Annotated in this window: 21 protein-coding genes and 1 tRNA gene; 14 read left to right on the forward strand and 8 right to left on the reverse strand. The window is 38.6% G+C overall.

The features are described from left to right. Positions 1-87 precede the first annotated feature (87 nt). From PARC_RS04430 to PARC_RS04475, 10 genes are all read left to right on the forward strand, one after another. Positions 88-897 (forward strand): sulfite exporter TauE/SafE family protein, encoded by an 810-nt coding sequence (locus tag PARC_RS04430; RefSeq protein WP_010553220.1) that lies wholly within the window; start codon positions 88-90, stop codon positions 895-897. A 13-nt stretch (positions 898-910) separates the two neighbouring features. Further along, the gene (gene lgt, locus PARC_RS04435) at positions 911-1,714 is read left to right on the forward strand and encodes a prolipoprotein diacylglyceryl transferase (RefSeq protein ID WP_010553221.1); all 804 of its coding nucleotides are present in this window, start codon (positions 911-913) and stop codon (positions 1,712-1,714) included. Positions 1,715-1,724: 10 nt separating this feature from the next. Then, positions 1,725-2,576 carry a thymidylate synthase gene (locus tag PARC_RS04440; protein ID WP_010553222.1) on the forward strand — a complete coding sequence of 284 codons (852 nt, stop codon included), beginning with the start codon at positions 1,725-1,727 and terminating at the stop codon, positions 2,574-2,576. A 23-nt stretch (positions 2,577-2,599) separates the two neighbouring features. After that, positions 2,600-3,478 carry a UTP--glucose-1-phosphate uridylyltransferase GalU gene (gene galU, locus PARC_RS04445; protein ID WP_007583126.1) on the forward strand — a complete coding sequence of 293 codons (879 nt, stop codon included), beginning with the start codon at positions 2,600-2,602 and terminating at the stop codon, positions 3,476-3,478. Positions 3,479-3,821: 343 nt separating this feature from the next. Then, entirely contained in the window at positions 3,822-4,505 is a 684-nt protein-coding gene (locus PARC_RS04450) for an SPOR domain-containing protein (RefSeq protein WP_010553223.1), read from the forward strand. 196 nt (positions 4,506-4,701) lie between these two features. Then, positions 4,702-5,208 (forward strand): SPOR domain-containing protein, encoded by a 507-nt coding sequence (locus tag PARC_RS04455; protein WP_158522937.1) that lies wholly within the window; start codon positions 4,702-4,704, stop codon positions 5,206-5,208. A gap of 48 nt (positions 5,209-5,256) precedes the next feature. After that, positions 5,257-5,850 (forward strand): FlgO family outer membrane protein, encoded by a 594-nt coding sequence (locus PARC_RS04460; RefSeq protein WP_010553225.1) that lies wholly within the window; start codon positions 5,257-5,259, stop codon positions 5,848-5,850. Positions 5,851-5,863: 13 nt separating this feature from the next. Beyond that, entirely contained in the window at positions 5,864-6,565 is a 702-nt protein-coding gene (locus PARC_RS04465; protein WP_010553226.1) for a FlgO family outer membrane protein, read from the forward strand. Positions 6,566-6,573: 8 nt separating this feature from the next. After that, a complete protein-coding gene (locus tag PARC_RS04470) occupies positions 6,574-7,248 on the forward strand; it encodes a FlgO family outer membrane protein (protein WP_010553227.1) in 675 nt (224 codons plus the stop codon). Positions 7,249-7,320: 72 nt separating this feature from the next. Further along, positions 7,321-7,395 (forward strand) — tRNA-Arg (locus PARC_RS04475). Positions 7,396-7,472: 77 nt separating this feature from the next. On the opposite strand, the gene PARC_RS04480 is transcribed toward PARC_RS04475, so the two are convergent. From PARC_RS04480 to PARC_RS04495, 4 genes are all read right to left on the reverse strand, one after another. Next, the gene (locus PARC_RS04480) at positions 7,473-8,066 is read right to left on the reverse strand and encodes a DUF4303 domain-containing protein (protein ID WP_010553228.1); all 594 of its coding nucleotides are present in this window, start codon (positions 8,064-8,066) and stop codon (positions 7,473-7,475) included. A gap of 120 nt (positions 8,067-8,186) precedes the next feature. Further along, positions 8,187-9,119: a DHH family phosphoesterase gene (locus PARC_RS04485; protein ID WP_010553229.1), complete on the reverse strand. Its 933-nt coding sequence runs from the start codon at positions 9,117-9,119 to the stop codon at positions 8,187-8,189. 145 nt (positions 9,120-9,264) lie between these two features. Further along, entirely contained in the window at positions 9,265-10,713 is a 1,449-nt protein-coding gene (locus PARC_RS04490; RefSeq protein WP_010553230.1) for a dihydrolipoyl dehydrogenase, read from the reverse strand. Positions 10,714-10,795: 82 nt separating this feature from the next. Then, a complete protein-coding gene (locus PARC_RS04495) occupies positions 10,796-11,524 on the reverse strand; it encodes a glutathione peroxidase (protein ID WP_010553231.1) in 729 nt (242 codons plus the stop codon). 112 nt (positions 11,525-11,636) lie between these two features. On the opposite strand from PARC_RS04495, the gene PARC_RS04500 reads away from it, so the two are divergent. After that, the gene (locus PARC_RS04500) at positions 11,637-12,536 is read left to right on the forward strand and encodes a LysR substrate-binding domain-containing protein (RefSeq protein ID WP_010553232.1); all 900 of its coding nucleotides are present in this window, start codon (positions 11,637-11,639) and stop codon (positions 12,534-12,536) included. Here PARC_RS04500 and PARC_RS04505 read toward each other — a convergent pair. Then, the gene (locus PARC_RS04505) at positions 12,533-13,726 is read right to left on the reverse strand and encodes a flagellar assembly protein FlgT (RefSeq protein ID WP_010553233.1); all 1,194 of its coding nucleotides are present in this window, start codon (positions 13,724-13,726) and stop codon (positions 12,533-12,535) included. The two genes, PARC_RS04500 and PARC_RS04505, sit on opposite strands and share 4 nt — an antisense overlap. Before the next feature lie 140 nt (positions 13,727-13,866). Between PARC_RS04505 and PARC_RS04510 the strand changes: the two genes are divergently transcribed. The 3 genes from PARC_RS04510 (at position 13,867) to PARC_RS04520 (ending at position 17,135) form a co-directional block, all read left to right on the forward strand. After that, a complete protein-coding gene (locus tag PARC_RS04510) occupies positions 13,867-14,325 on the forward strand; it encodes an LPP20 family lipoprotein (protein ID WP_008168853.1) in 459 nt (152 codons plus the stop codon). A gap of 147 nt (positions 14,326-14,472) precedes the next feature. Further along, positions 14,473-15,180, forward strand: coding sequence for a transglutaminase-like cysteine peptidase (locus PARC_RS04515; protein ID WP_010553234.1), 708 nt, complete (start codon positions 14,473-14,475; stop codon positions 15,178-15,180). Continuing rightward, positions 15,180-17,135: a bifunctional diguanylate cyclase/phosphodiesterase gene (locus PARC_RS04520; protein ID WP_010553235.1), complete on the forward strand. Its 1,956-nt coding sequence runs from the start codon at positions 15,180-15,182 to the stop codon at positions 17,133-17,135. The genes PARC_RS04515 and PARC_RS04520 overlap by 1 nt, the downstream gene beginning before the upstream one ends. A gap of 22 nt (positions 17,136-17,157) precedes the next feature. Here the strand turns inward: PARC_RS04520 and PARC_RS04525 are convergent, their stop codons facing one another. From PARC_RS04525 to PARC_RS04535, 3 genes are read right to left on the reverse strand one after another with little or no spacing between them, the layout of a single operon-like run. After that, positions 17,158-17,745, reverse strand: a complete 588-nt coding sequence (locus tag PARC_RS04525) for a response regulator transcription factor (protein ID WP_010553236.1) — start codon at positions 17,743-17,745, stop codon at positions 17,158-17,160. Between the two features lie 23 nt (positions 17,746-17,768). Then, positions 17,769-19,190, reverse strand: coding sequence for an HlyD family type I secretion periplasmic adaptor subunit (locus PARC_RS04530; protein WP_010553237.1), 1,422 nt, complete (start codon positions 19,188-19,190; stop codon positions 17,769-17,771). Beyond that, positions 19,187-21,325: a type I secretion system permease/ATPase gene (locus PARC_RS04535; protein ID WP_010553238.1), complete on the reverse strand. Its 2,139-nt coding sequence runs from the start codon at positions 21,323-21,325 to the stop codon at positions 19,187-19,189. The genes PARC_RS04530 and PARC_RS04535 overlap by 4 nt, the downstream gene beginning before the upstream one ends. Between the last annotated feature and the right edge of the window lie 12 nt (positions 21,326-21,337).

Below are 21,337 nucleotides of genomic sequence, written 5' to 3' on the forward strand. Positions count from 1 at the left end.
ATATACTTAATTAGTTTTGATACACAGATGCTATTAGCTCTATAATCCTTTAATATATAAACCCTCCAAAAGGTATTTGAGATTACTATGTATGACTTAGGTTGGTTAGTCGCAAGCTGCGCACTACTAGGCTGTATTGTTGGGTTTTTAGCTGGGTTACTAGGCATTGGCGGCGGTTTAATTATCGTTCCAGTACTAAGCACTCTACTACTCTCATTTAATGTAACGTCGGCTGATCATGTATTAGTAATTGCTATTGCAACCTCACTCGCTTCTATTTTATTTACTTCAACGTCTTCAGCGCTGGCTCATCATAAAAATGATAATGTGCCTTGGGCAATCGCCCCGTGGGTTATGTCGGGTGTGGCTTTAGGTGCACTTATTAGTGGCTTTGCAGCAAGTTTAATCCCTGAACAAATATTACGTACAGTGTTTGCTATAAGTGTTGTATTTATTGCAGCAAGAATGGTGCTCTCCGCGCGTAATAAACCGATGTCAGAAAAACCGTTGCCGGCAGGTCTTATTTTAGGGGGCGTTTCTGCAATAATGGGCGGGTTATCAGGTTTAATAGGGATTGGCGGCGGAGCTTTAATAGTACCGATGCTTAATTATTTTTCGGTTGATATAAAAAAAGCAATTGGCTGCGCGGCAGCGTGCGGAATTGTTATTGCATTATTTGGCTCTATTGGTTACATCAGCGCAGGCTGGCATGTTACCGATTTAGAGAATGGTTTTGCCGGGTTTGTTTATTTACCTGCATTATTTGGGATTGTTATTACCTCGTGGTTTGTTGCGCCCATTGGCGCCAAAGCAACTCACTATTTACCTGTTAATACAATTAAGAAAGTTTTCGCGGTGCTGCTTGTAGTTATCGCAATTAAAATGGTTTTTAGCTAAAGGTTTATTTTTTATGGCACTTGAGTTTCCTCAAATTGATCCAATTATTTTTTCTGTTGGACCGCTAAGCGTACGTTGGTATGGCTTAATGTACTTAATAGGTTTTGCATTTGCGATGTGGTTTGCTAATCGTCAAGCGTCAAAGCCAAATTCGGGTTGGACTAAAGACCAAGTAAGCGATTTACTGTTTTACGGCATGTTAGGGGTAATACTGGGTGGGCGTATTGGCTACGTATTGTTTTACCAGTTTAGTTATTTTATAGAAAACCCACTGTATTTATTTAGGATAGATCAGGGCGGTATGTCGTTCCATGGTGGAACACTTGGCGTTATAACCGCCGTCGCAATTTTTTCGTGGACGCGTAAAAAGTCACTGCTTCAAGTAGGCGACTTTGTTGCACCACTTGTTCCTGTAGGGCTTTTAGCAGGGCGTATTGGTAACTTTATAAACGGTGAGTTATGGGGCCGAGTTACTGACGTGCCATGGGCAATGGTATTTCCAACGGGCGGTCTGCTTGCGCGTCACCCATCGCAATTATATGAAGCATTTTTTGAAGGCTTAGTACTGTTTTTAATCCTGCAATGGTTTATTAAAAAACCACGTCCAGCAGGCAGCGTAGCTGGTGTATTTTTATTAGGTTACGGCGTGTTTAGATTCTGTATTGAATATTTCCGCCAACCCGATGCACAACTCGGTTTATTTGCCGACTTTATTTCAATGGGACAAATATTGTCACTTCCTATGATAGTGGGTGGTTTAGGTTTATTAATTTGGGCATATAAGCAACCACAACACGTTAAAACAGCTAAGGCATAATAAGAAAAGCATGAAACAATATTTAAAATTATGTCAGCGTATTGTTGACGAAGGTCAGTGGGTCGAAAACAAACGTACAGGTACGCGTTGTTTAACCGTTATTAATGCCGATTTAGAATACGATGTGGCTAATAATAAGTTTCCAATGATCACGACGCGAAAAAGTTACTACAAAGCAGCGATTGCTGAGTTACTAGGATATTTACGTGGTTACGACAGCGCTGAGCAGTTTCGTGAAATTGGCTGTAAAACATGGGATGCCAACGCGAACGATAACAACGCATGGCTTAATAACCCTAACCGTAAAGGTGAGGATGACATGGGGCGTGTTTATGGCGTGCAAGGTCGTGGTTGGCAACGTCCAGATGGCTCAACGCTTGATCAGCTTTCCAAAGTTATTAATAACTTAAAAAATGGCATTGATGACCGTGGTGAAATAATCACGTTTTATAATCCAGGTGAGTTTGAGCTTGGTTGTTTGCGCCCGTGTATGCATACGCACACTTTCTCCTTACTTGGCGATACCTTGTATTTAACGTCGTATCAACGAAGCTGTGATGTGCCGCTTGGCCTTAATTTTAATCAAATTCAGTGCTTTGTATTACTTGCGTTAGTAGCTCAAATTACCGGTCACAAAGCGGGTAAGGCGTATCATAAAATTGCTAATGCACATATTTACGAAAACCAACTTGAACTGATGCGAGATGTGCAGTTAACGCGTGAGCCATTTGAATCACCTCAGTTAAAAATTAATCCAAAAATTAAATCATTAGAAGACATAGAAACGTGGGTAACACGAGACGACTTTGAAGTAATAGGCTATCAATGCCACGAAGCGATTCAATATCCATTTTCAGTATAATAAAAGATTAAGGAAAACATAAAATGAAAGCAGTGATCCCAGTAGCGGGCCTTGGTACTCGTATGTTACCAGCCACTAAAGCAATTCCTAAAGAAATGCTGCCAGTGGTAGACCGTCCTTTAATTCAATATGTAGTAAACGAAGCCGTTGCTGCAGGAATTAAAGAAATAGTGTTAGTAACGCACTCAAGTAAAAATTCAATCGAAAATCACTTCGATACAAGTTTTGAACTAGAAGCTACTTTAGAAAAGCGTGTTAAGCGGCAACTACTTGCCGAAGTGCAAGCAATCTGCCCTAAAGACGTAACCATTATTCACGTACGCCAAGGTGAAGCAAAAGGCTTAGGCCATGCTATTAGTTGTGCAGCGCCTATTATTGGTAACGAACCGTTTGTAGTTATTTTACCAGATGTAATTATTGACGATGTAGAGAGCGATCTTAAAAAAGATAACTTAGCAGAAATGATCGCTAATTTTGAGAAAACCAAGCACAGCCAAATTATGGTAGAACCAGTACCAATGGCACAAGTTAACCAGTTTGGTGTGGTTGATTTAGGTGATGTTGACTTAAAGCAAGGTGAAAGCTCACCAATTCTTAATATGGTAGAAAAGCCGCCAGTAGATGAAGCTCCATCAAACTTAGCTGTAGTGGGTCGATACGTATTAAGCGAAAATATCTGGCCGTTACTTGCAAAAACTCCGCAAGGTGCAGGCGACGAAATTCAATTAACTGACGCAATTGCGATGTTAATGGAACACGAAAAAGTAGATGCATACGCTATAAAAGGCCGTAGCCACGATTGTGGAAGTAAAATTGGTTACTTAAAAGCAACGATTGAATTTGCACTTCGTCGCGATGAATTTGCCGATGAATTAAAATCATTTATTAAAAAACTGATTTAACAGTTAACGTAAAACATGAAAGGCGCCTATATCGGCGCCTTTTTTTATGAGTTTTATCAGGATAGAAGTAAGGAAAGGAATAGCTCTAAAATAAAATTTTTTAAGTCATTACAGACATATTGTTATTTATGTTGTAAAGTTTGTGTTAATTGGCATTGAATTTGTATTAAATAATGCTCTCAAGGAAGGGGTGGAGTATGCAGCGTTGTGTTTTACGAAATACTGACAAGCATGCGAAGAGCTAAGTTTTATAGCTCACAGCTTAAATAAAGTTAAACGCTTTCTTGTGAGAATGTTTAACTGAAATGTAGTGAAAAAACACTGCTTTCAGGACAACTAATACATGTTTATATATAAAAAAAATAACATTGGGCTTTTACTTAGCTTGCTAATGCTTTTATTTGGTACAGCATGCAGCGTCTCGCCTGAAATAAAAACCATTGATGAACAACCTCAAAGTAACTCGCCTGACTACGTATCAATTACAGCCCTTGAACTTGCTCAGCTAAAAGATGCCGCAATGCAGTGGCAACAAGCTCGTGAAGGCATCGAGCGAATTTTAAGATTAGAAAAAGAAATAACTTACCTCGTAAATCATATCGATATTATAAACAGCAAAGCTATTGCGCAGTCTAATCAAGGGTATAGCAGCAAGTCTGTACGCTCACCTCGAAACACACGTAATGTTAAGTCACGCCAACAAGTTAAACAAAATTACAGTAATAAAAAACAAACTGTAAAATTAAATAAACCTAAACATGTATTTGCTTTACAGGTAGCTTCGGTTGACTCAGAGCAAGGTGTGGCTAAAGCATGGCAAGAGCTAAATACTAAAGCAGCACCGTTGTTTAGAGACAAAATATTGACTAACGTAGAAACCGCCCAAATAAACGACAAAATGTTTTACAGGCTAAAGCTTGGTTCTTACCAAAACTTTAAAAATGCAAAAGCAGACTGTGACGTATTCAAGTTATATAAACTCGATTGCATAGTAAGTAACTACACTGATAAGCCAGTAAAGCTGTAGTTAAAATAGAAACTTGCTTAAAATCTGTTTATCCATAAAATACACCCTTCATAATTAAATGCGTTTAGGGGGTATATGACCCCATAAAACAACGTCATTTCAGGGAAGGAAAATGCTTTTAAAACGGAGCTTAGAATGCATGATGCTAATGGGTGTACTTGTTTTATCTGCATGTAACTCATCTCAACAAGTTAAAATGGCTCAAGCAACCCCGCAACCGATTCTTATTGAAAAGTCTGATTTAGAGCAGCTCAAAATCTCTGCGGCACAATGGGAAAGCTCTCAACCAAAAGTAGAGGAGCTACTCAAGTTAGAAAATAAATTAACGCAGCTTGCTACTAATCTAAAACAACTAAATGATTCTGATGCTCTAAATACTCTTGTAAATGATGAAGTTAATAACGAAAGTATATTAAAAACCCACTCGGCATTGTTTGCTTTACAAATTGCCGCTTTTAAAAATAAAAATGCATTGCAAAAGAAGCTCAGCGAATTCCAAGAAAAAATACCACAAAATATTATCTCACCCACTGAGATAAATGTAGAAACCGTAAGTGTCAATAACACAACTTTTTATCGATTGAAGTTAGGTGCTTATAGAAATACAGCGGATGCAAAAAGTGATTGTTTAGCCCTTATAAAGCAACAAGTAGCATGTTTTGTTAGCTATTATGTTCAACAACCTTACAGAAGTACGATATAGGCATACAAATTGCTTTATCCTCAGTATGTTTTGAAGAGGATGGCAATTATGCGCCTTTTACTGCCTTTATTATTTTTAAATTTAGCTGCTTGTAACTTGGTGCCACCGCCAGAACCAAGTGTGCCTACAAATGCACCTAAAGCGGCCATGGCTCCTTTTACGGTTAATGATTATGTAGTGAATTTAACGTCGCAACTTAACCACCTAAATGGAGCGTTAAATGCTAATGCACGTGTTGGCGTTAGTAGCTTCTTTTATGCAGATGCACTAGATACAAAATTAGTGACAGGGCAGGCCTCAGGCTTAAGTCAGCAGATCCAAGAAAGTCTGCTTACACAATTTACGCAACTAGGTTATCACACGGTTGAGTACAGACTTGGGAATAACCTCTATTTATCAGAAAACTCAGACAGTATTTTAAGTCGCGATTTAAGTAAATTACGTAATCGCCAAAATATTGACTTAGTTATCACAGGAACAGTGACTCGCCAGCAGCATGCATACATAGTTAATGCACGACTTGTGAATATAGAAAATAAACAGGTGCTCTCTGCGGGAAGTACCGAGATCCCAATTAATGTAATGTGGGGCAATGAAAAAATACAGCAACGCGATGGCTACTTATATCGCAGCGAATACTAACCAGGAGCACAAAATGAGAAATCTATTAATTACCCTCTGTTTACCTTTGGGCTTTGGCTGTTCGCATATACTAAATGGTATGAATACAGGTACGGATGAGACCCAGGTTCAAAATAATAACCAAACAACGCAACTCGTTAATAATCAGCGTGATGTTGCAGATCCAGTATCCAATGACCGTTTATTTCAATCGGACTTTGCTCAAAAAAATAGTCATACTAAGCCGACTCCGCCAATGCGAAAGAACATAAACCATTATGTACGCGGGATAATGCAAGACATGGTTGAAAATCTGCAATATGTTAATGGAAAAACACCATTAGCTGTTTCAAGCTTTGTATTTTTAGATGATGATTTTAATGACAGTAGTTTACTGGGTAATCAAATATCAGAAAGCTTTATGCACGAGCTACATAATTTTGGCATACCCGTTATTGACTTTAAAACAACCGACTACATGCGTGTTACACCTGAAGGAGACTTTGTATTTAGTCGAGATTATTTAGAGCTTAACCAAGATCAAAACTTTAAATACGTACTCGCTGGCACATTAGTGAGTAGTCAAGGAGGAGTCCTTGTAAATGCACGTATTATTGGGCTGCAAAGCAAAGCCGTAGTAGGCACTGCGCAAGGTTTTATTCCGCAGTCAGTTGTTGATGCACTTAATAGTAACTACCGCACTGATGGCATAATGCTTAAGCAAGCAAGCAAGTGAGGCTAACTATGTCGTATATACTAATTACTATCGTTGGATTTACTACTTTAATTGGGTTAACAGGCTGCTCAATGACGCATAATAATGAGCATAACGAAAACACAACACGAACAGATTACACAGTAAACGGTGGTAATGATCAGCTTAATATTGCTTATAGTAATCAAGCAATACAATCGCAAGTTGAATACGATCCATCTCAGCAGTTCACACCACTTAAGCACCATAAAACACTTGCTAACTATGTAGAGCAAATGGCACTTGATTTGGTTGATACGCTTGAATTTGAAAGTGATACCGACACCAATATTAATATTGCCGTTACTACCTTGGTCGATCTTGATTCATCGCTTACTAAAAGCAATCAATTGGGTAATCAAATATCTGAGACGTTAATTCATCAGTTACAAAAGTTTGGTTATGGCGTGGTTGATTTTAAAACAACCCAAACAATAGATGTAAATAGCCGTGGTGATTTTGCTTTTTCACGTGATATTGAAAAGCTTAGTGAAGAGCAAATGGCGAGCCATGTATTAGCGGGTACATTAATTTATCGCCATGATGCTGTTGTTGTAAATACACGTGTAATTAACGCGCATACAAAAAAAATCGTCGCAAGTAGTCGAAAACTAATCCCAATTTATGTACTAAATAAAGAAGATATATACTTATCAAGCAATTAAGTTCAGTTGTCGCTTGATATAAAAAACCAGATGCCGTTATAATTCACACCTCTAAGCACACAGCTTATTTGTGGCCTCTTAGTTAAATGGATATAACGGCCCCCTCCTAAGGGGCAGTTGCAAGTTCGATTCTTGCAGGGGCTACCAATTAAATCAATGAGTTATATTTTAACTTCTCTTCCTTATACTTTGTGTATAGCGTATATGTAGTAGTGTTGCACTTTTTAATTAAAGGCGTTTAAAGCTTCTTGCTCGCATTTTTCACGCTCTGTAATCATGGCTTCAAAGTCAGTTTGAATTTGTGCTAGAACAGTTGGTGGGTTAAGTCGTTTGATTCTTTTAAATTGAATACTTTCTTCTTCATCATAAGCGAGTATTGCTAAAGTAATTTTTTCGCGTTCGATATCATTTGAAAATATTCCCTCGGCATCTAATTGTATGAGCACTTTTTCCATTGTCGTAAGCCATTGATGCCAATTATCCATTGCTTCTATATCTGATTGAAACAAATCAATGCTGTCTTCTAGTTTTTGGCATTCTAGCGTTGTTTCATCAAAGTATTTGGAATAATCCTCAAGCGTGGGGTAGTCTTCTGGATTCCATTTAGCCATGTAGAAACTACTTACATCATTGCCGTACTCTTCTTCAAATACTTTTTTTAAATCCGATAAGGTATTAAATATTGGAAGTAGTGAGTAGCTACCTGTGTGGTAAAAGCCCATTACATAAAGATCGTTACCGTATTTTTGTATAATGTTTTTAAACGCTTTTTTGGTATCTTGATAAAGTATTTTTTCGAAGTTTTTAGTATCTAACATGAGGTCATTATTTCTTTTATTATTACAGAAATTTATATGAAAAAGAGAGCGATTAAAACTCATTCTACTAAAATAAAATAACCAGAGCTATTATATGACTCTGGTTATTGTAAGTTAGTATTAGCCATCACTTGTAATCGTATCGATTAACTCACTAAGCACGGCTTCAGCTTTACTTGTTTCTACTTGGCAAGTACCTGCATTTAAATGACCACCACCGCCGTATTTAAGGCACAGTTCGCCAACATTCGTGTTTGAGCTGCGGTTAGTGATTGATTTGCCAACGGCATACACTACGTTTTGTTTTTTAAGGCCCCACATTTTATGAATCGAGATATTGCAGTCGGGGTACATTGCATAAATAACAAATCGGTTTGTGGCGTAAATTGTTTCTTCTTGGGTTAAATCAAGAACCACTAAGTTTTTATGAACGGTAGCGCATTGAGAAATTTGCTCTTTAGCTTTTTCGTTATGCTCGTTATATAAAGCAACACGCTCGGCTACGTCTTCCATTTGTAGGATTTCTTCGATGCTTTGATCTTTACACGCATCAATCAGTTTCATCATTAATTGGTAATTTGAAATTTTAAACTCGCGAAAACGACCAAGGCCAGTTCGCGCATCCATAATAAAGTTCATTAAGACCCAATCGGTTGGGTTTAATATTTCGTCTTTTGAAAACTGAGCAGCATCGCCTTTATCTACCGCGTCCATCATTTCAACAGAAATATTTGGAAGTTTTTCAGCGCCGCCATAATAGTCATAAACTACGCGAGCTGCTGATGGGGCTTCTGGATCAATAATATGATTTTTTATGTCGCTTGAGTTACGAACGGTTTCGCTAAGGTGATGATCGAATGCGATGTGACAACCTGCAACGTAGGGGAGGTTGGTGGTAATGTCGTTTTCGGTAATGTCTATTTTGCCATCTTGCATGTCTTTTGGATGAACAAACAAAATATCGTCAATTAGGTCTAAGTCTTTAAGCAATACGGCACAAACTAAGCCATCAAAATCGCTGCGAGTGACTAGTCTAAATTTATTATTGGGCATAGCTATTCCATCTTTTTAATTGAATTATCAATTAAGTGTAACAGCTAAATTTTTTTTTGAGAGGTCAGCTTAAAAAAATTATAAAAAAAAGCCAAAACGTTAGTTTTGGCTTTTACTTAGCAAGTTTGTATGTGTAGTAAATAGGTTATGCGCCTGGACCACATTCCATACATGAATTTACAATGTCTGGGCCAAATTTAAGTTTGGCATTTAAGTCGCGAAGGGCGGTACGTAACCCTTCTTCAATTACTGGGTGGTAAAATGGCATATCAAGCATTTCTGGTACGGTCATTTTGTTTTGTACAGCCCATGCTAGTAAGTGAGCGATGTGTTCGGCTTGTGGGCCAATAAACTCAGCACCTAAAAATAAGCCTGTGCCTTGCTCCGCATATACACGCATATGACCTTTGTTTTTAAGCATTACTCGGCTACGGCCTTGGTTTTCAAAGCTGACTTCGCCTACTTCAAAACAACCGCATGGGCCTAAACGGTCGGTAATTTGCTTGTAGCTTTCGCCTACCATTGCTATTTGTGGGTCGCTAAATACAGCTGCAATTTTAGCTCTGCGCAGACCTATACGCACATCTGGGAAGCGCCCGGCATTTTGACCTGCAATAGCACCTTGGTCTGATGCTTCGTGTAACAATGGGAGCATGTTACTCGCATCGCCTGCTATAAATATGTTCGATTCACCACACTGCATTGTATGTGTGTCTGCGTGCGGTACGCCGCGTTCATCAAGTTCAATGCCGGTGTTTTCAAGGCCTAGTTTATCTACGTTAGGTACTCGGCCTGTGGCTGCAAGTACGTAGTCAAACTGTTCGGTGTGTTTTTCACCTTGTTTGTCGGTGTAAGTTAGCTGTGCTTTGTCACCAACTTGCATCATGTCAGATACGTTTGAGTCGGTATCTACAAAAAATTCTTCAGCAAAAACAGTATTTGCATAGTCTTTTACTACTGGGTCTGTAAGTGGGCCAATTGCGCCGCCTACACCAAATAGTTTTACATTTACGCCTAGTCGGCTAAGTGCTTGGCCAATTTCAAGACCTATTACACCAGGGCCAAATACAGCGACTGATTCTGGTAGGTCATCCCAATCAAATACGTCGTCGTTTATAATAAGTTTGTCGCCAAAGTTATTAAATACGCCAGGGTACGAAGGGCGTGAACCGGTGGCAATTACAAAGCGTTTTGCTGTAATAATTGTGTGGTCGTCTATTTGTATGCGGTTTGTGCCTAAAAATTTAGCGTAACCACGAATTTTATCACCATCTGGTAATTCATCTACGGCTTCTACTACGAATCCTGCAAAACGATCTCGTTCACTTTTAACGCGTGCCATAACTGCTTTGCCATCAATGATAGGCTTTGAGCTATGAACACCAAATGCAGGTGCCATTTCAATTGCGTGTGCAGCTTCAGCGGCTGCAATCAATAACTTACTTGGCATACAACCAACACGTGCACATGTGGTGCCGTATGGGCCTGATTCGATCATTAATACATTTTGTGTGAACTGTTTAGCATTACGGTAAGCACTTAAACCAGCAGTGCCTGCGCCTATAACAACAACATCGGTTTGCAATTCTTTCATAGTATTTTTTCCTCTAATAAATAGGGGCATAAAAGCCCCTATTTTTTACCTACTAACGTTAGGTATTTAATTTACTTATTAATTAAGCAAAGTATTTTTCTAAGTCGTCTGAACCACCGATGTGTTTACCACCAATGAATATTTGTGGAACAGTGTCACGACCAGATACAGCTTTTAGGCTTGTTAGTGATGCGCCTGCACCCATAACAATCTCTTCATATGCGAAGCCTTTTTCTGCAAGAAGCTCTTTTGCTTTTTTACAGAAAGGACAGCCAGGTTTAGTAAAGATGCTTACTGGTTCTGGTTTAGCTTGCTTAGGGTTGATGTAATCAAGCATTGTGTCTGCGTCTGATACTTCAAACGGGTCACCTGGTAAATCTGGTTCGATGAACATTTTGTCAATCACGCCATCTTTAACAAGCATAGAGTATCTCCAGCTGCGCTTACCAAAGCCTAGGTCGTTCTTGTCTACTAACATGCCCATGCCGTCAGTAAATTCGCCGTTGCCGTCTGGTAATAAAGTAATGTTTTGCGCTTCTTGATGCTCAGCCCATGCGTTCATTACAAAGGTATCGTTTACTGATAAACATACAATTTCGTCAACGCCGTTTTGCTTAAGTACGCCTGCTAATTCGTTGTAACGTGGTAAGTGAGTTGATGAACATGTTGGTGTGAATGCACCTGGTAGTGAAAACACTACAACAGTTTTACCTTTAAAAATGTCATCTGTTGTTACTGATTTCCAATCGTTATTTTGACGAGTTGCAAATGTAACACTTGGGATTGTTTGACCTTCGATATTGTTTAACATAATTTTTGTTCCTCTTGATTTGTTGATAGCCATTATGGTGAATAATTAAATATAGTTCCAATCGTTTGTTTGTATTAAACTGATAGTTATAAACTATCACGTAGAGCTGAATATGAACTTAAAAGATTTTGAATATGTAAAAGCAATAGCGCAATATAAACATTTTCGCAAAGCTGCCGATGCATGTTTTGTAAGCCAGCCTACATTAAGTGGTCAAGTAAAAAAACTCGAAAATGAGCTTGGCGTTACTTTGTTTGATCGCTCAACCAAGCAAGTTACCTTAACAGCAAAAGGTGAACGTTTGTTGACGCAAATAGAGATTATTTTAGAGCAAACGCAAATACTCAAAGAACTTGCTGCTACTTCTAACGAGCCTCTACAAGGTAAATTAACTATTGGTATTATTCCTACCATTGCCCCTTACTTGTTGCCTGCGTTACTAACATCGATGAAAGCGGCATTTATTGATAGCCAGTTTTCGTTTATTGAGATGCAAACAGCAACAATTTTAGAAGCTTTAAACAAGGGTGAACTCGACTTTGCTATTTTAGCCGATGTGCCAGAGCTTATTAATTACCATACGGTTGCTTTATACAAAGAAGATTTTTTAGTGGCGGTATCACACGATAACGCGCTGTCTAAGCATAAAAAAGTAGCGCTGAGCGATCTTCAGGGATGCAGCCTATTAATGTTAAGTGATGGCCATTGCTTTAAAGATCAAGCCCAAAAGTTTTGTTTTTCTGCAGGAGTCGATGTATCTAACCAGTATAAAGGTAATAGTTTAGAAACATTATTAGCGTTAGTGGCTATGGATGACGGTATTACATTTGTACCAAAGTTGGCATGTACCGACCGTGTAGGGATTGATTACTTGCCTATATTCCCTAATCAGCAGCGTAATGTGGTGTTTGCATGCAGAAAGCATTATCCGCATTTATCTGGTGTAGAACAATTGGGCGAGTGGTTATCGGCTCACCCTAATTTAAAAGCTAAATTGAGTAAAAAACTCTAAAGATCTTGGCTGATTATTTCTACTACATCGTTAATTTGCACGCCAGGTAGCGGTTTGTCATCAATACTGACTGCTACTGCGGTTTGCTGATAAAGCTGCTCTACGCGAATTTTATTAAGCGTGGTGATGGTGTGCGGCATAACATTACCTGCCGCGTCGGTTAAATAGTTATGGTGCGCAATGCTTAGCATTTGGCCTTTTTTTAACCCATGAGCTTTACCCAAGTTAATAACGATTTTGCTATTTTCCATATGCATTATTTTACCTTGAGTAGGTAAACACGCCATGGCTGCTTGAATGTCATAACTTACTGCTTGGTTGATATCGGTTATGCTTTGCCCATAAGGTGATTGCCAAAACCTATCACTATTAACATCAACTATGGTTGTTTTTTCAAATGGCCAAATTGCTTGAGTATGGTAACTATTTTGCCAAAGTTGCTCATAGGTAGTGCCATCAAACAGTGCAAACTCAATGTTGTAACTGCGCTCATACGCCTCGTCTTGCCAAAATGCATAATCGTTATTGAGTTTGTCGCTAGTCGAAAGGCTGGTTATTTGGCTAAGCAGAACATATTGAGCGTTACTGCGCGAAGATATTTCTTCTAATTGAGCGTTTGAATAGTCGTGCTGCTGCGAAAAGTATTTATCAACGCTTATTGCATTATTATAGTAAGCAATAGGTACTGCGCTCATTTTTGATTTTTGTAGAGAGGTAAAAATATTTTTGCTAATCGCTTTGCTTACGTCAAATATTTGACCCATTTTGGCATGTTCACGATGAACAAGTTGGCTTTGTGTAACGGCCACAAACTTATTAAAACTATTTTGTGGGCATTGCTCTGTTTGAGAAAAAATATCGAGTCGTAATGTAACGGCAAATTTATTGTCGTATTTATTTTCGCTGATCAGTTCAATTTTTTGAATCTCGCCGTGGCTGCTAATTTTTAGCTGATCTTGCATTAACACGCCATCTACCAAGGTTTGCACCGAGCTAACCCGTGCGCCAGAGAACACTAACGCTTGTGTAATCGCATCTTTTATAGCGGCAGATTTAGCTGCGCTCGTATCACCATTTTGAACGTTCGCGTGACCCGTTGATTCATACCACTGTGCTTTAGTAAAAGGGGAGAAGGTTAATAATGCCGTTACACTTAATCCTGCAAATGCCAATGATAAAAACGACTTCATACTTTTACTCCAATTAAACGTTAGCTATTAACTAGGTAGAGCAAGGACTGTACCAATGTTATTTGGTAATTATTAGTAATGCTATAAATGGCATTAAACGTGCATATGTACTGCTAATTACTATACAAGGGCTAGATGCTATGCGAGCAATTTCATTACTTATTACACTTGGGTGTTTAACCTTAGGTGGTTGTAGCAGCGTTTTTGATAAGCATGTTGAATATAAATATGTAGAGCCAAATAATTACCCCGTTTTAAAAGCGATAGGGTATGCACCTATTAGCTTGCAAAAAGGTGCTAACGCGTCGCAAAAACAACTTATGGCCATTAAAGCTTCTAAGCTTGAGGCTTACCGCGAGCTTACTGAACAAGTATATGGGCAAAAAATTACCGCAGGAACAACGGTGGAAGGTTCAATTGCTCAAGACGATTACCTAGAAAGTAAAGTGCAGGGGCTTATTAAAGGTGCACAAATAATTAAAACTTACGCAGTAGATGATACTTACGTGACCGAGCTTGAGCTTAATATGAAGCGTGTGCACGATTTATACATAGGTGAAGTAAAACCACGCGAAGTTAAAAAAGTAACTTATTACTAAATAACCCAGTTGATTAAAAAAGTTATTCAAAATATCTCATCCTCTTATATTGAGTGCTATGCTGTTGTTAGGATTAATTTTTAAGCAGATTGCGTAGTGCTCAACAGATGTATTTTATTGCCACTTATATTAACAGTGGCTCTGTAAATGGCGTTTAAGCCAACTCATTTAAATCCTAAATTATTTATATGGTGCAAAGGCAATTTGCGCTACCTATTACTGTTTTTTGTACTCTCTAGTGGTGTGCTTGCAAGCCGACTAACTATTCAATTTAATACCTTTATTGAGCTGATGGGTCAAAAATATGGACCTGCGCGAGCGGCTGTTGCACGTAACTGGCAAAGTATGTTGGTACAAACTCAAAACAAACCAGAGCAACAACAAATTCTTATTGTTAATGATTTTTTTGCGCGTAATTTACGCTATCAAACTGATATTTTGCTATGGAAACAAAACGATTATTGGGCAACCCCTTTAGAAACGTTAGGCAAAGGCTTAGGTGATTGTGAAGATTACGCAATAGCAAAGTATATAAGCTTGAGAGCCCTAGGGGTGAGCGACGACAAGTTACGTCTTATTTATGTAAAAGCAAAAATTGCGGGCACTAACAAAACGCAAGCACATATGGTGTTAGGTTATTTTGCTACACCAAACGCTCAGCCACTTATTTTAGACAGTTTAATAACAAAGGTTTTACCTGCTGCAAAACGTGTAGATTTAAGCCCTGTTTTTAGCTTTAACAGCCAAGGTTTATGGGCTAATAATTCAACCAAAAGTGTAGCCAGCCCAACAGCAAGACTTTCACGCTGGCGTAAAATTTTGGAGCAGACAACCAAAGAAGGAGTTATGTGGTAATGGCATCATTTTCCTTATCTAAGTATCTTAAAAAACGAAAAATAACACTCAGGCAAGAGCTGTGGATTGCATTATTAATTGTTATTTTTGTAGGCTTTATAAGTAGTGTTTTAATTAGCACTAATTCGGCTGAAAGTTATTTTTCGACCCAGCTGTATTTAAAAAATGTAGATAACGCCAGTTCACTCGCGTTAATGATCAGCCAATTAGATAAAGACCCCGTTGAGCTTGAATTATTAGTATCGGCCACATTTGATACCGGTCACTATAAGCGAATAGAACTACAAAACCCTAATGGTGAGGTGATTGTTAAACGCACGTTTACCGATGAACTCGAAGCGACGGCTCCGCAGTGGTTTAGAGCAATGTATGGATTAAATGTACAGCCAGGGGTTGGGCAAGTAAATGATGGTTGGCAGCAGTTTGGTACTTTGTTTATAGAAAGCCACAGTCAATATGCTGAGCAAGCCTTATGGGAAAGTGCGCTTAAACTATTTTTTAGTTTTTTAATTGTCGCTTTTTTTGCTTGTATAGTTAGTGCTTACTTTTTAAGTAGGATATTAAAACCACTAGATGATGTTGTGTATCAGGCTAATGCATTTGGTGAAAAACGTTTTATTAAATCCACCGTCCCTCGTACATTTGAGTTTGCACGTTTAGTGCAATCAATGAACCAGTTATCTACCCGTTTTAGCCGTATTATTAAAGAAGATAATAAACGTTTAGAAGAGCTTAGATTTAAATCGCAACACGATGAGCTAACTGGTTTAGCAAATAGAGAATACTTTGGTGCAACGCTTGAGGCTCACTTACAAAAATCAAAAGATCATGCCCATGGTGCCTTGTTTTTATTTAGGGTTGTTAACCTCGATCGCGTAAGTGAGGAAGTGGGACGAGTAGAAATGGTTAACTTTCTACGTCGATTTTCACAGATGTTGGTTAGCTTCTTAGAAAGCAACCAAGAACACTTTTCTGAAAATTACATTGCACGTATTTCTCACAGCGATTTTACAGTTTTATTTAGTGATATTGATGATATTCAAGCAATCAGTGAACGTATTTTATTGATGCATCAATCGTTTGTTGAAGAGTATAAAAACGTTAAGCTAGCGATACCTCACAGCTGTACTTATATTCAAAAAGACGATACGCGATTTGATGTATTAAAGCGTGCGGATGAACTTTTAAAATCATCGGGTAAACGATCTGATGTACAAGCAAAAGTAGCTCAAATCAAGCAAGAAAGTGAGCTGTTTGATAATGCAACTAGTTGGCAAAATGCCATAGAAGAGGCACTCAACAATAATAATTTAGAAATAAATACTTACCCAGTAACGAGCTTTACGGGGCAGGTAATGCAAAATCAATTAGGGTTGAGCCTAAAGCTTGGTGGGCAAGTATACCGTGCTAGTTACTACTACCAGTGGGCTAACCGATTAAAGTTATTAGCGCGTTTAGATTGGGGTTTAATTAAGGCGTTGGTGGCTCATTATAGTATTGAGCCACCAAGTGAACTGATTTCGGTTGAATTATCTGCTCAAACGTTACTTGATGATGCTGTACTTGCTTCGATTCTTACGTACCTTTCGGCGTTTCCTGATTTAGCCTCTAAAATTTGTTTTGATATTCGTGAAAGTATTGCCGTTAGCGAAATTGAGATATTTAAAGATTTTTGTGAGCAGGCTCGATGTATGGGCGCTAAGGTAGCATTAAAACGTGTGGGCCCTGAATTTACTAAAATTAATAAAATTCAGGAATTTGGTCTTGAAATGATTAAGGTTGATAGCGTTTACGGACACAATATTAGTTACAGCCAAGATAACCAAACATTCCTGCGAGGAGTATGTACGTTAGCGCATTCTATTGGCATTAAAGTGGTGGCTCAAGGTGTAACAAGCCAAGATGATATAGATACGCTTATTAACTTAGGTTTTGATGGGGTTATTAAAGAGTAAGTAATAGGCATTAACTGTGCGGTTAATGCCCTTTTACAACTAACATTAATTGAATTCGGTCGCGAACTTTTAGCTTATTAAATATAGAGCTCATATGCTCTTTAATTGTGCGTTCTGTAATATTTAAAGATTCTGCAGCTTGCTTATTAGTTGCACCTGTTACAACAATATCAACTACTTGACGTTCTCGCTTTGTGAGTACATCAAGCTCGCATGTGCTCGCATATTTAAACGGTGTATTTGATAAAGCTCCTACTAAGTTAGATAGTAATTGCCCTGGTAACCATATTCCGCCGGTACAAATTGTCTCAAGTACTTGTTCAATAATTACTTTAGTAGCGAGTGCTTCTACGTACCCCCTAGCTCCTGCTTCAAGCGCACTTCTTAGTTGATTTATTTCTAGTTCGTTGGTCATAACTATAACCAGTAAACGTTGCTGAGAATACTTTTTAACAAGCTCAAGCCAATTAGGTGTGCCGGCCAAAACCCAAATAATACTTGATGCCGTGACTCTGTGTGGTTCTTTTGTGAATATCAAACAACCAGGAAACGCTGTATGCCAGTGTTTCGATTCAAATTCAGGCTGTGTAATAAAAATACTTTGGCGCATTACTTCTCCATTTATAAAATGTTTTAACGCTCTGTCATTGCTTGCGATGTAGCTCTAAGAACCGGTTTTAAAATATACTCAAGTACGGTTTTTTTACCGGTAATAATATCCACTTGAGTGGTCATTCCTGGAATAATAGTCAGCTCTTTTGAAAAATTATTTTTGGTGGTTTTTAGCTGCACCAAATAAAAGGTATTCTCGCGGTCATCTGTAATTGTATCGGCACTTATATGTAATACTTCGGCTTCAAGGCCACCATATACGGCAAAGTCGTAGGCACTAAATTTTATCATTGCAGATTGCCCAGGGCGTAAAAATGCAATGTCTTTAGGCGGGATTTTTGCCTCTACTACAAGTTGATCGTCAAGCGGGACAATTTCCATAACATCACTACCTGGCTGTAAAATACCGCCAACAGTATTAACTAATAATCGTTGTACAGTGCCTTTAACAGGAGAGCGTATTTCAGTTTGAGTTACTTTATCGGCTAAGCCAGATTCAGTTTCTTTAATTGAATCTAGTCGCAGTAGCGCTTCGGAGAGTTCATTGTTCCAGCGGTTAATCATAACGAGCTCAACTTCGGTTACCTTATTTTTAGCTTCGTTAATGGCCGAAAGACTCCTATTTATAACTGCTTTGGTTCTGTTTATCTCGCCGTTTAAATCAACTATTTGACGCTCTAAACGAATAATATCTATATCCGAAATAGCACCGGTGCGTAACAGTGGGCGGGTCACTTTAAGCTCCCTGTTTGTTAAGCGCAGCGCACTTGTATGCTGCTGAAGTGCCGCTTTTGCTTCAATATAATCTTGGTGTCGCTGCTCTAGTTGGCGTTTGTGTATACTTACCTGTTGCTCCAACTCTTGGCTGTTACTCAAATAAAGAGAGCGTTCGTGTTGAACCACCTGAGGTGCATTTTTTATAACATCTTCGTTAAATATGAGCTCCTTTTTTTGAGTGAGCGCTCTGAGCCTCGCAACTTTTGCACTTAACGATTCAACCTTGGATTGATTTTCTCTAAAGCTAGAAATAAAGCGGGTAGGGTCTATTTTAATGAGTACATCCCCCTCGTTTACTATTTGGCCTTCTCGGACATTTATTTTTTCGACCATACCGCCGTCATAAGATTGAATAAGCTGTAATTTATTAGAGGGAATAACACGACCCTCGCCACGAGCAACTTCATCCAAATTAGCAAAGCCAGACCACACAATAAGGCATATAAACGTTAAGCAAATTAAATAAAGTAGTAACCTAGCGCTTGCTGGTTCCTGCTGCATTTTTTCCCACTGTGCATCTACTACCCAGTCTTGAGTATTTGGCGGTGAAATCCATCCTTTAAATAGTTTATTAAATACGGATGGCTTACCTTGTTTTCTTGCTTCTATTGCTTTGCTAACAGATTCAAAAGAGCGTTGTTCAAGTGGTTTTTTGTTATCACTCATGAGGCTTGCTCCACGGTTTTATTATTTAACGCCGCAATTACTTTTTGTTTTGGTCCATCAGCAACTACTTTTCCGTTATCTAAAACTATAATACGGTCAACAAGCTCGAGTAATGATGAGCGGTGAGTCACTACAATTAGGGTTTTATTTTTAGTATAATTTTTTAAATTGTTAATAATTTTACTTTCACTATTGTGATCTAGCGATGAGGTTGGCTCATCTAGTAATAGTATTGGTGGGTCGTTAATTATAGCTCTTGCCATACCTACTGCTTGGCGTTGCCCTCCTGATAATTGGCGGCCTTGCTCGCCTACTTGTAGATCAAATCCGTCTGGGTGCGAATTAATTAAATCAAATAATTGGCTTCGCTCACAGGCTTCAATAATTTGCTCGTCTTTGGCATGCCAAGCGCTTATCGTAAGGTTGTCTTTTAAGGTCCCATAAAACAGGGCAACGGTTTGCGGTACATAACCAATATTATGGCGAAGCTCTGCAGGGTCAATTTGATGTATATCGTTATTGTCCATCAAAATTGCTCCTGAACAGGGTTCATATAGCCCTAAGATAAGCTTTTCTAATGTACTTTTACCTGAGCCATTACGTCCTAAAATTGCAACTTTTTCACCAGCTTTAATTTTAAAGCTAACGCCGTTGAGTGCATTATGAGATTCGTCAGAGTATTTAAAACATACATCTTTAAATTCTATATCGCCCTTTAAAATAGGGTGGCTTAACCAATGCTTACCAGGTGGGCGCTCGACCTCTTTTTCCATAATCTCATTTAGTGACTGCATTGCTATTGCGGCATGATGATATTGCGCTAAAACAGCGGCTGACTGCCCAATAGGGCCCATAGCACGAGATGATAATAAGTAGGCTGCAATTAATCCGCCTTGAGTTAGCTCACCTTCAATAACGAGGTGTACGCCTATTATCATTATTATCACGCCTACACATTGTTGTATCCACGATGCTGTATTTGATATAGAGCTTGAAACGAGTCGGCTTTGTGCGTTTACTTGCGCAATGTAAATGGTCGACTTTTCCCATACAGATTGTGTTTTACACTCTGAGTGAAAACTTTTTACATCTTCAATATTGGTTAAACTTTCTACTAATACTGCATTTCGCATTGAGCTTGCTTTCATTGTTTGCTCTGAAAGGGCTTCAAGTTTGCGGTGTGCGGCTATAGCGTAAGCTAATAATATAAGTGCGCCCGCTATAATGGGTAAACTTAGAGGTACGCCAATAATGGCGATAACAATTAAATATAAAACTACGAATGGTAAGTCGACTAATGCGACAAGCGTTATGGAACTAAAAAAGTTACGTACAGCTTCAAATGATTGAATATTGCTTGCAAAGGAGCCAGCTGATGATGGACGGTTTTTTAGTTTCATACCTAATACCCGCTCCATAATTACAGCCGATACTTTTACATCTATTCTGCTTGCAGCAAGCTCTACAAAATAGCCTCTTACTAAGCGTAAAACAAAGTCAGCAGTGAGTGCTATTAAAATACCAATGGCAAGTACCCAAAGGGTTTCGGTTGCATGGTTGGGCACTACGCGGTCATATACATTCATTACAAATAAAGGCATAGCAACCGACAAAAAGCCCAACGCAATAGCTGAAATGATTACGTCTTTATAAAGTGAGCGGCATTCTTTAATTACTCCCCAAAACCATCCGTCTTTTGATAGTTTTTCAAGTACAGGTGTTCGCTCATCAAATGCAAATTCTGGTTGTGCATAAATAATTAAACCAACACTGTTGCCTGCTAATTCATCAATGCTTTGTTCGATAACTGATTCGGTAAGCTCTGGGTAAATTACACTCACCACCTGCTTATCGTAATCAATAGAATTAATAACACAGGCTTGATTGTCTTTTAAAATTAAGATGGCAGGCAGTAGTGCTGTATTAATTTTTTGTAGTGGCTTATTAACTACTTTCGATTTAAAGCCAATGCGCTTAGCTGCGCGCGAAAAACCTGATGGAGTAAGATTTCCATCAGTTAGAGGAAGTCCATTTAATAGTGCTTCTCTTGAAAACTCTTTATCATGATGGCGACATAAAACTGCTAGGCAGTCAACGAGTATGCCACCATGATCAAGTACATCGTTTAATTCCATAAACCATCCAAT

The sequence above is a fragment of the Pseudoalteromonas arctica A 37-1-2 genome (genome assembly GCF_000238395.3).
Classification (GTDB): Bacteria; Pseudomonadota; Gammaproteobacteria; order Enterobacterales; family Alteromonadaceae; genus Pseudoalteromonas; species Pseudoalteromonas arctica.

Excerpts from the sequence above, each read along its gene's own strand:
- PARC_RS04450 (WP_010553223.1), top strand. The coding sequence starts at position 3,822 with ATGTTTATATATAAAAAAAATAACATTGGGCTTTTACTTAGCTTGCTA.
- PARC_RS04430 (WP_010553220.1), top strand. The coding sequence starts at position 88 with ATGTATGACTTAGGTTGGTTAGTCGCAAGCTGCGCACTACTAGGCTGT.
- PARC_RS04535 (WP_010553238.1), bottom strand. The coding sequence starts at position 21,325 with ATGGAATTAAACGATGTACTTGATCATGGTGGCATACTCGTTGACTGC.
- PARC_RS04485 (WP_010553229.1), bottom strand. The coding sequence starts at position 9,119 with ATGCCCAATAATAAATTTAGACTAGTCACTCGCAGCGATTTTGATGGC.
- PARC_RS04465 (WP_010553226.1), top strand. The coding sequence starts at position 5,864 with ATGAGAAATCTATTAATTACCCTCTGTTTACCTTTGGGCTTTGGCTGT.
- PARC_RS04495 (WP_010553231.1), bottom strand. The coding sequence starts at position 11,524 with ATGTTAAACAATATCGAAGGTCAAACAATCCCAAGTGTTACATTTGCA.
- PARC_RS04520 (WP_010553235.1), top strand. The coding sequence starts at position 15,180 with ATGGCATCATTTTCCTTATCTAAGTATCTTAAAAAACGAAAAATAACA.
- PARC_RS04510 (WP_008168853.1), top strand. The coding sequence starts at position 13,867 with ATGCGAGCAATTTCATTACTTATTACACTTGGGTGTTTAACCTTAGGT.
- PARC_RS04525 (WP_010553236.1), bottom strand. The coding sequence starts at position 17,745 with ATGCGCCAAAGTATTTTTATTACACAGCCTGAATTTGAATCGAAACAC.
- PARC_RS04480 (WP_010553228.1), bottom strand. The coding sequence starts at position 8,066 with ATGTTAGATACTAAAAACTTCGAAAAAATACTTTATCAAGATACCAAA.
- PARC_RS04530 (WP_010553237.1), bottom strand. The coding sequence starts at position 19,190 with ATGAGTGATAACAAAAAACCACTTGAACAACGCTCTTTTGAATCTGTT.
- PARC_RS04515 (WP_010553234.1), top strand. The coding sequence starts at position 14,473 with ATGGCGTTTAAGCCAACTCATTTAAATCCTAAATTATTTATATGGTGC.
- PARC_RS04500 (WP_010553232.1), top strand. The coding sequence starts at position 11,637 with ATGAACTTAAAAGATTTTGAATATGTAAAAGCAATAGCGCAATATAAA.
- PARC_RS04505 (WP_010553233.1), bottom strand. The coding sequence starts at position 13,726 with ATGAAGTCGTTTTTATCATTGGCATTTGCAGGATTAAGTGTAACGGCA.
- PARC_RS04440 (WP_010553222.1), top strand. The coding sequence starts at position 1,725 with ATGAAACAATATTTAAAATTATGTCAGCGTATTGTTGACGAAGGTCAG.
- galU (WP_007583126.1), top strand. The coding sequence starts at position 2,600 with ATGAAAGCAGTGATCCCAGTAGCGGGCCTTGGTACTCGTATGTTACCA.
- PARC_RS04455 (WP_158522937.1), top strand. The coding sequence starts at position 4,702 with ATGGCTCAAGCAACCCCGCAACCGATTCTTATTGAAAAGTCTGATTTA.
- PARC_RS04490 (WP_010553230.1), bottom strand. The coding sequence starts at position 10,713 with ATGAAAGAATTGCAAACCGATGTTGTTGTTATAGGCGCAGGCACTGCT.
- lgt (WP_010553221.1), top strand. The coding sequence starts at position 911 with ATGGCACTTGAGTTTCCTCAAATTGATCCAATTATTTTTTCTGTTGGA.
- PARC_RS04460 (WP_010553225.1), top strand. The coding sequence starts at position 5,257 with ATGCGCCTTTTACTGCCTTTATTATTTTTAAATTTAGCTGCTTGTAAC.
- PARC_RS04470 (WP_010553227.1), top strand. The coding sequence starts at position 6,574 with ATGTCGTATATACTAATTACTATCGTTGGATTTACTACTTTAATTGGG.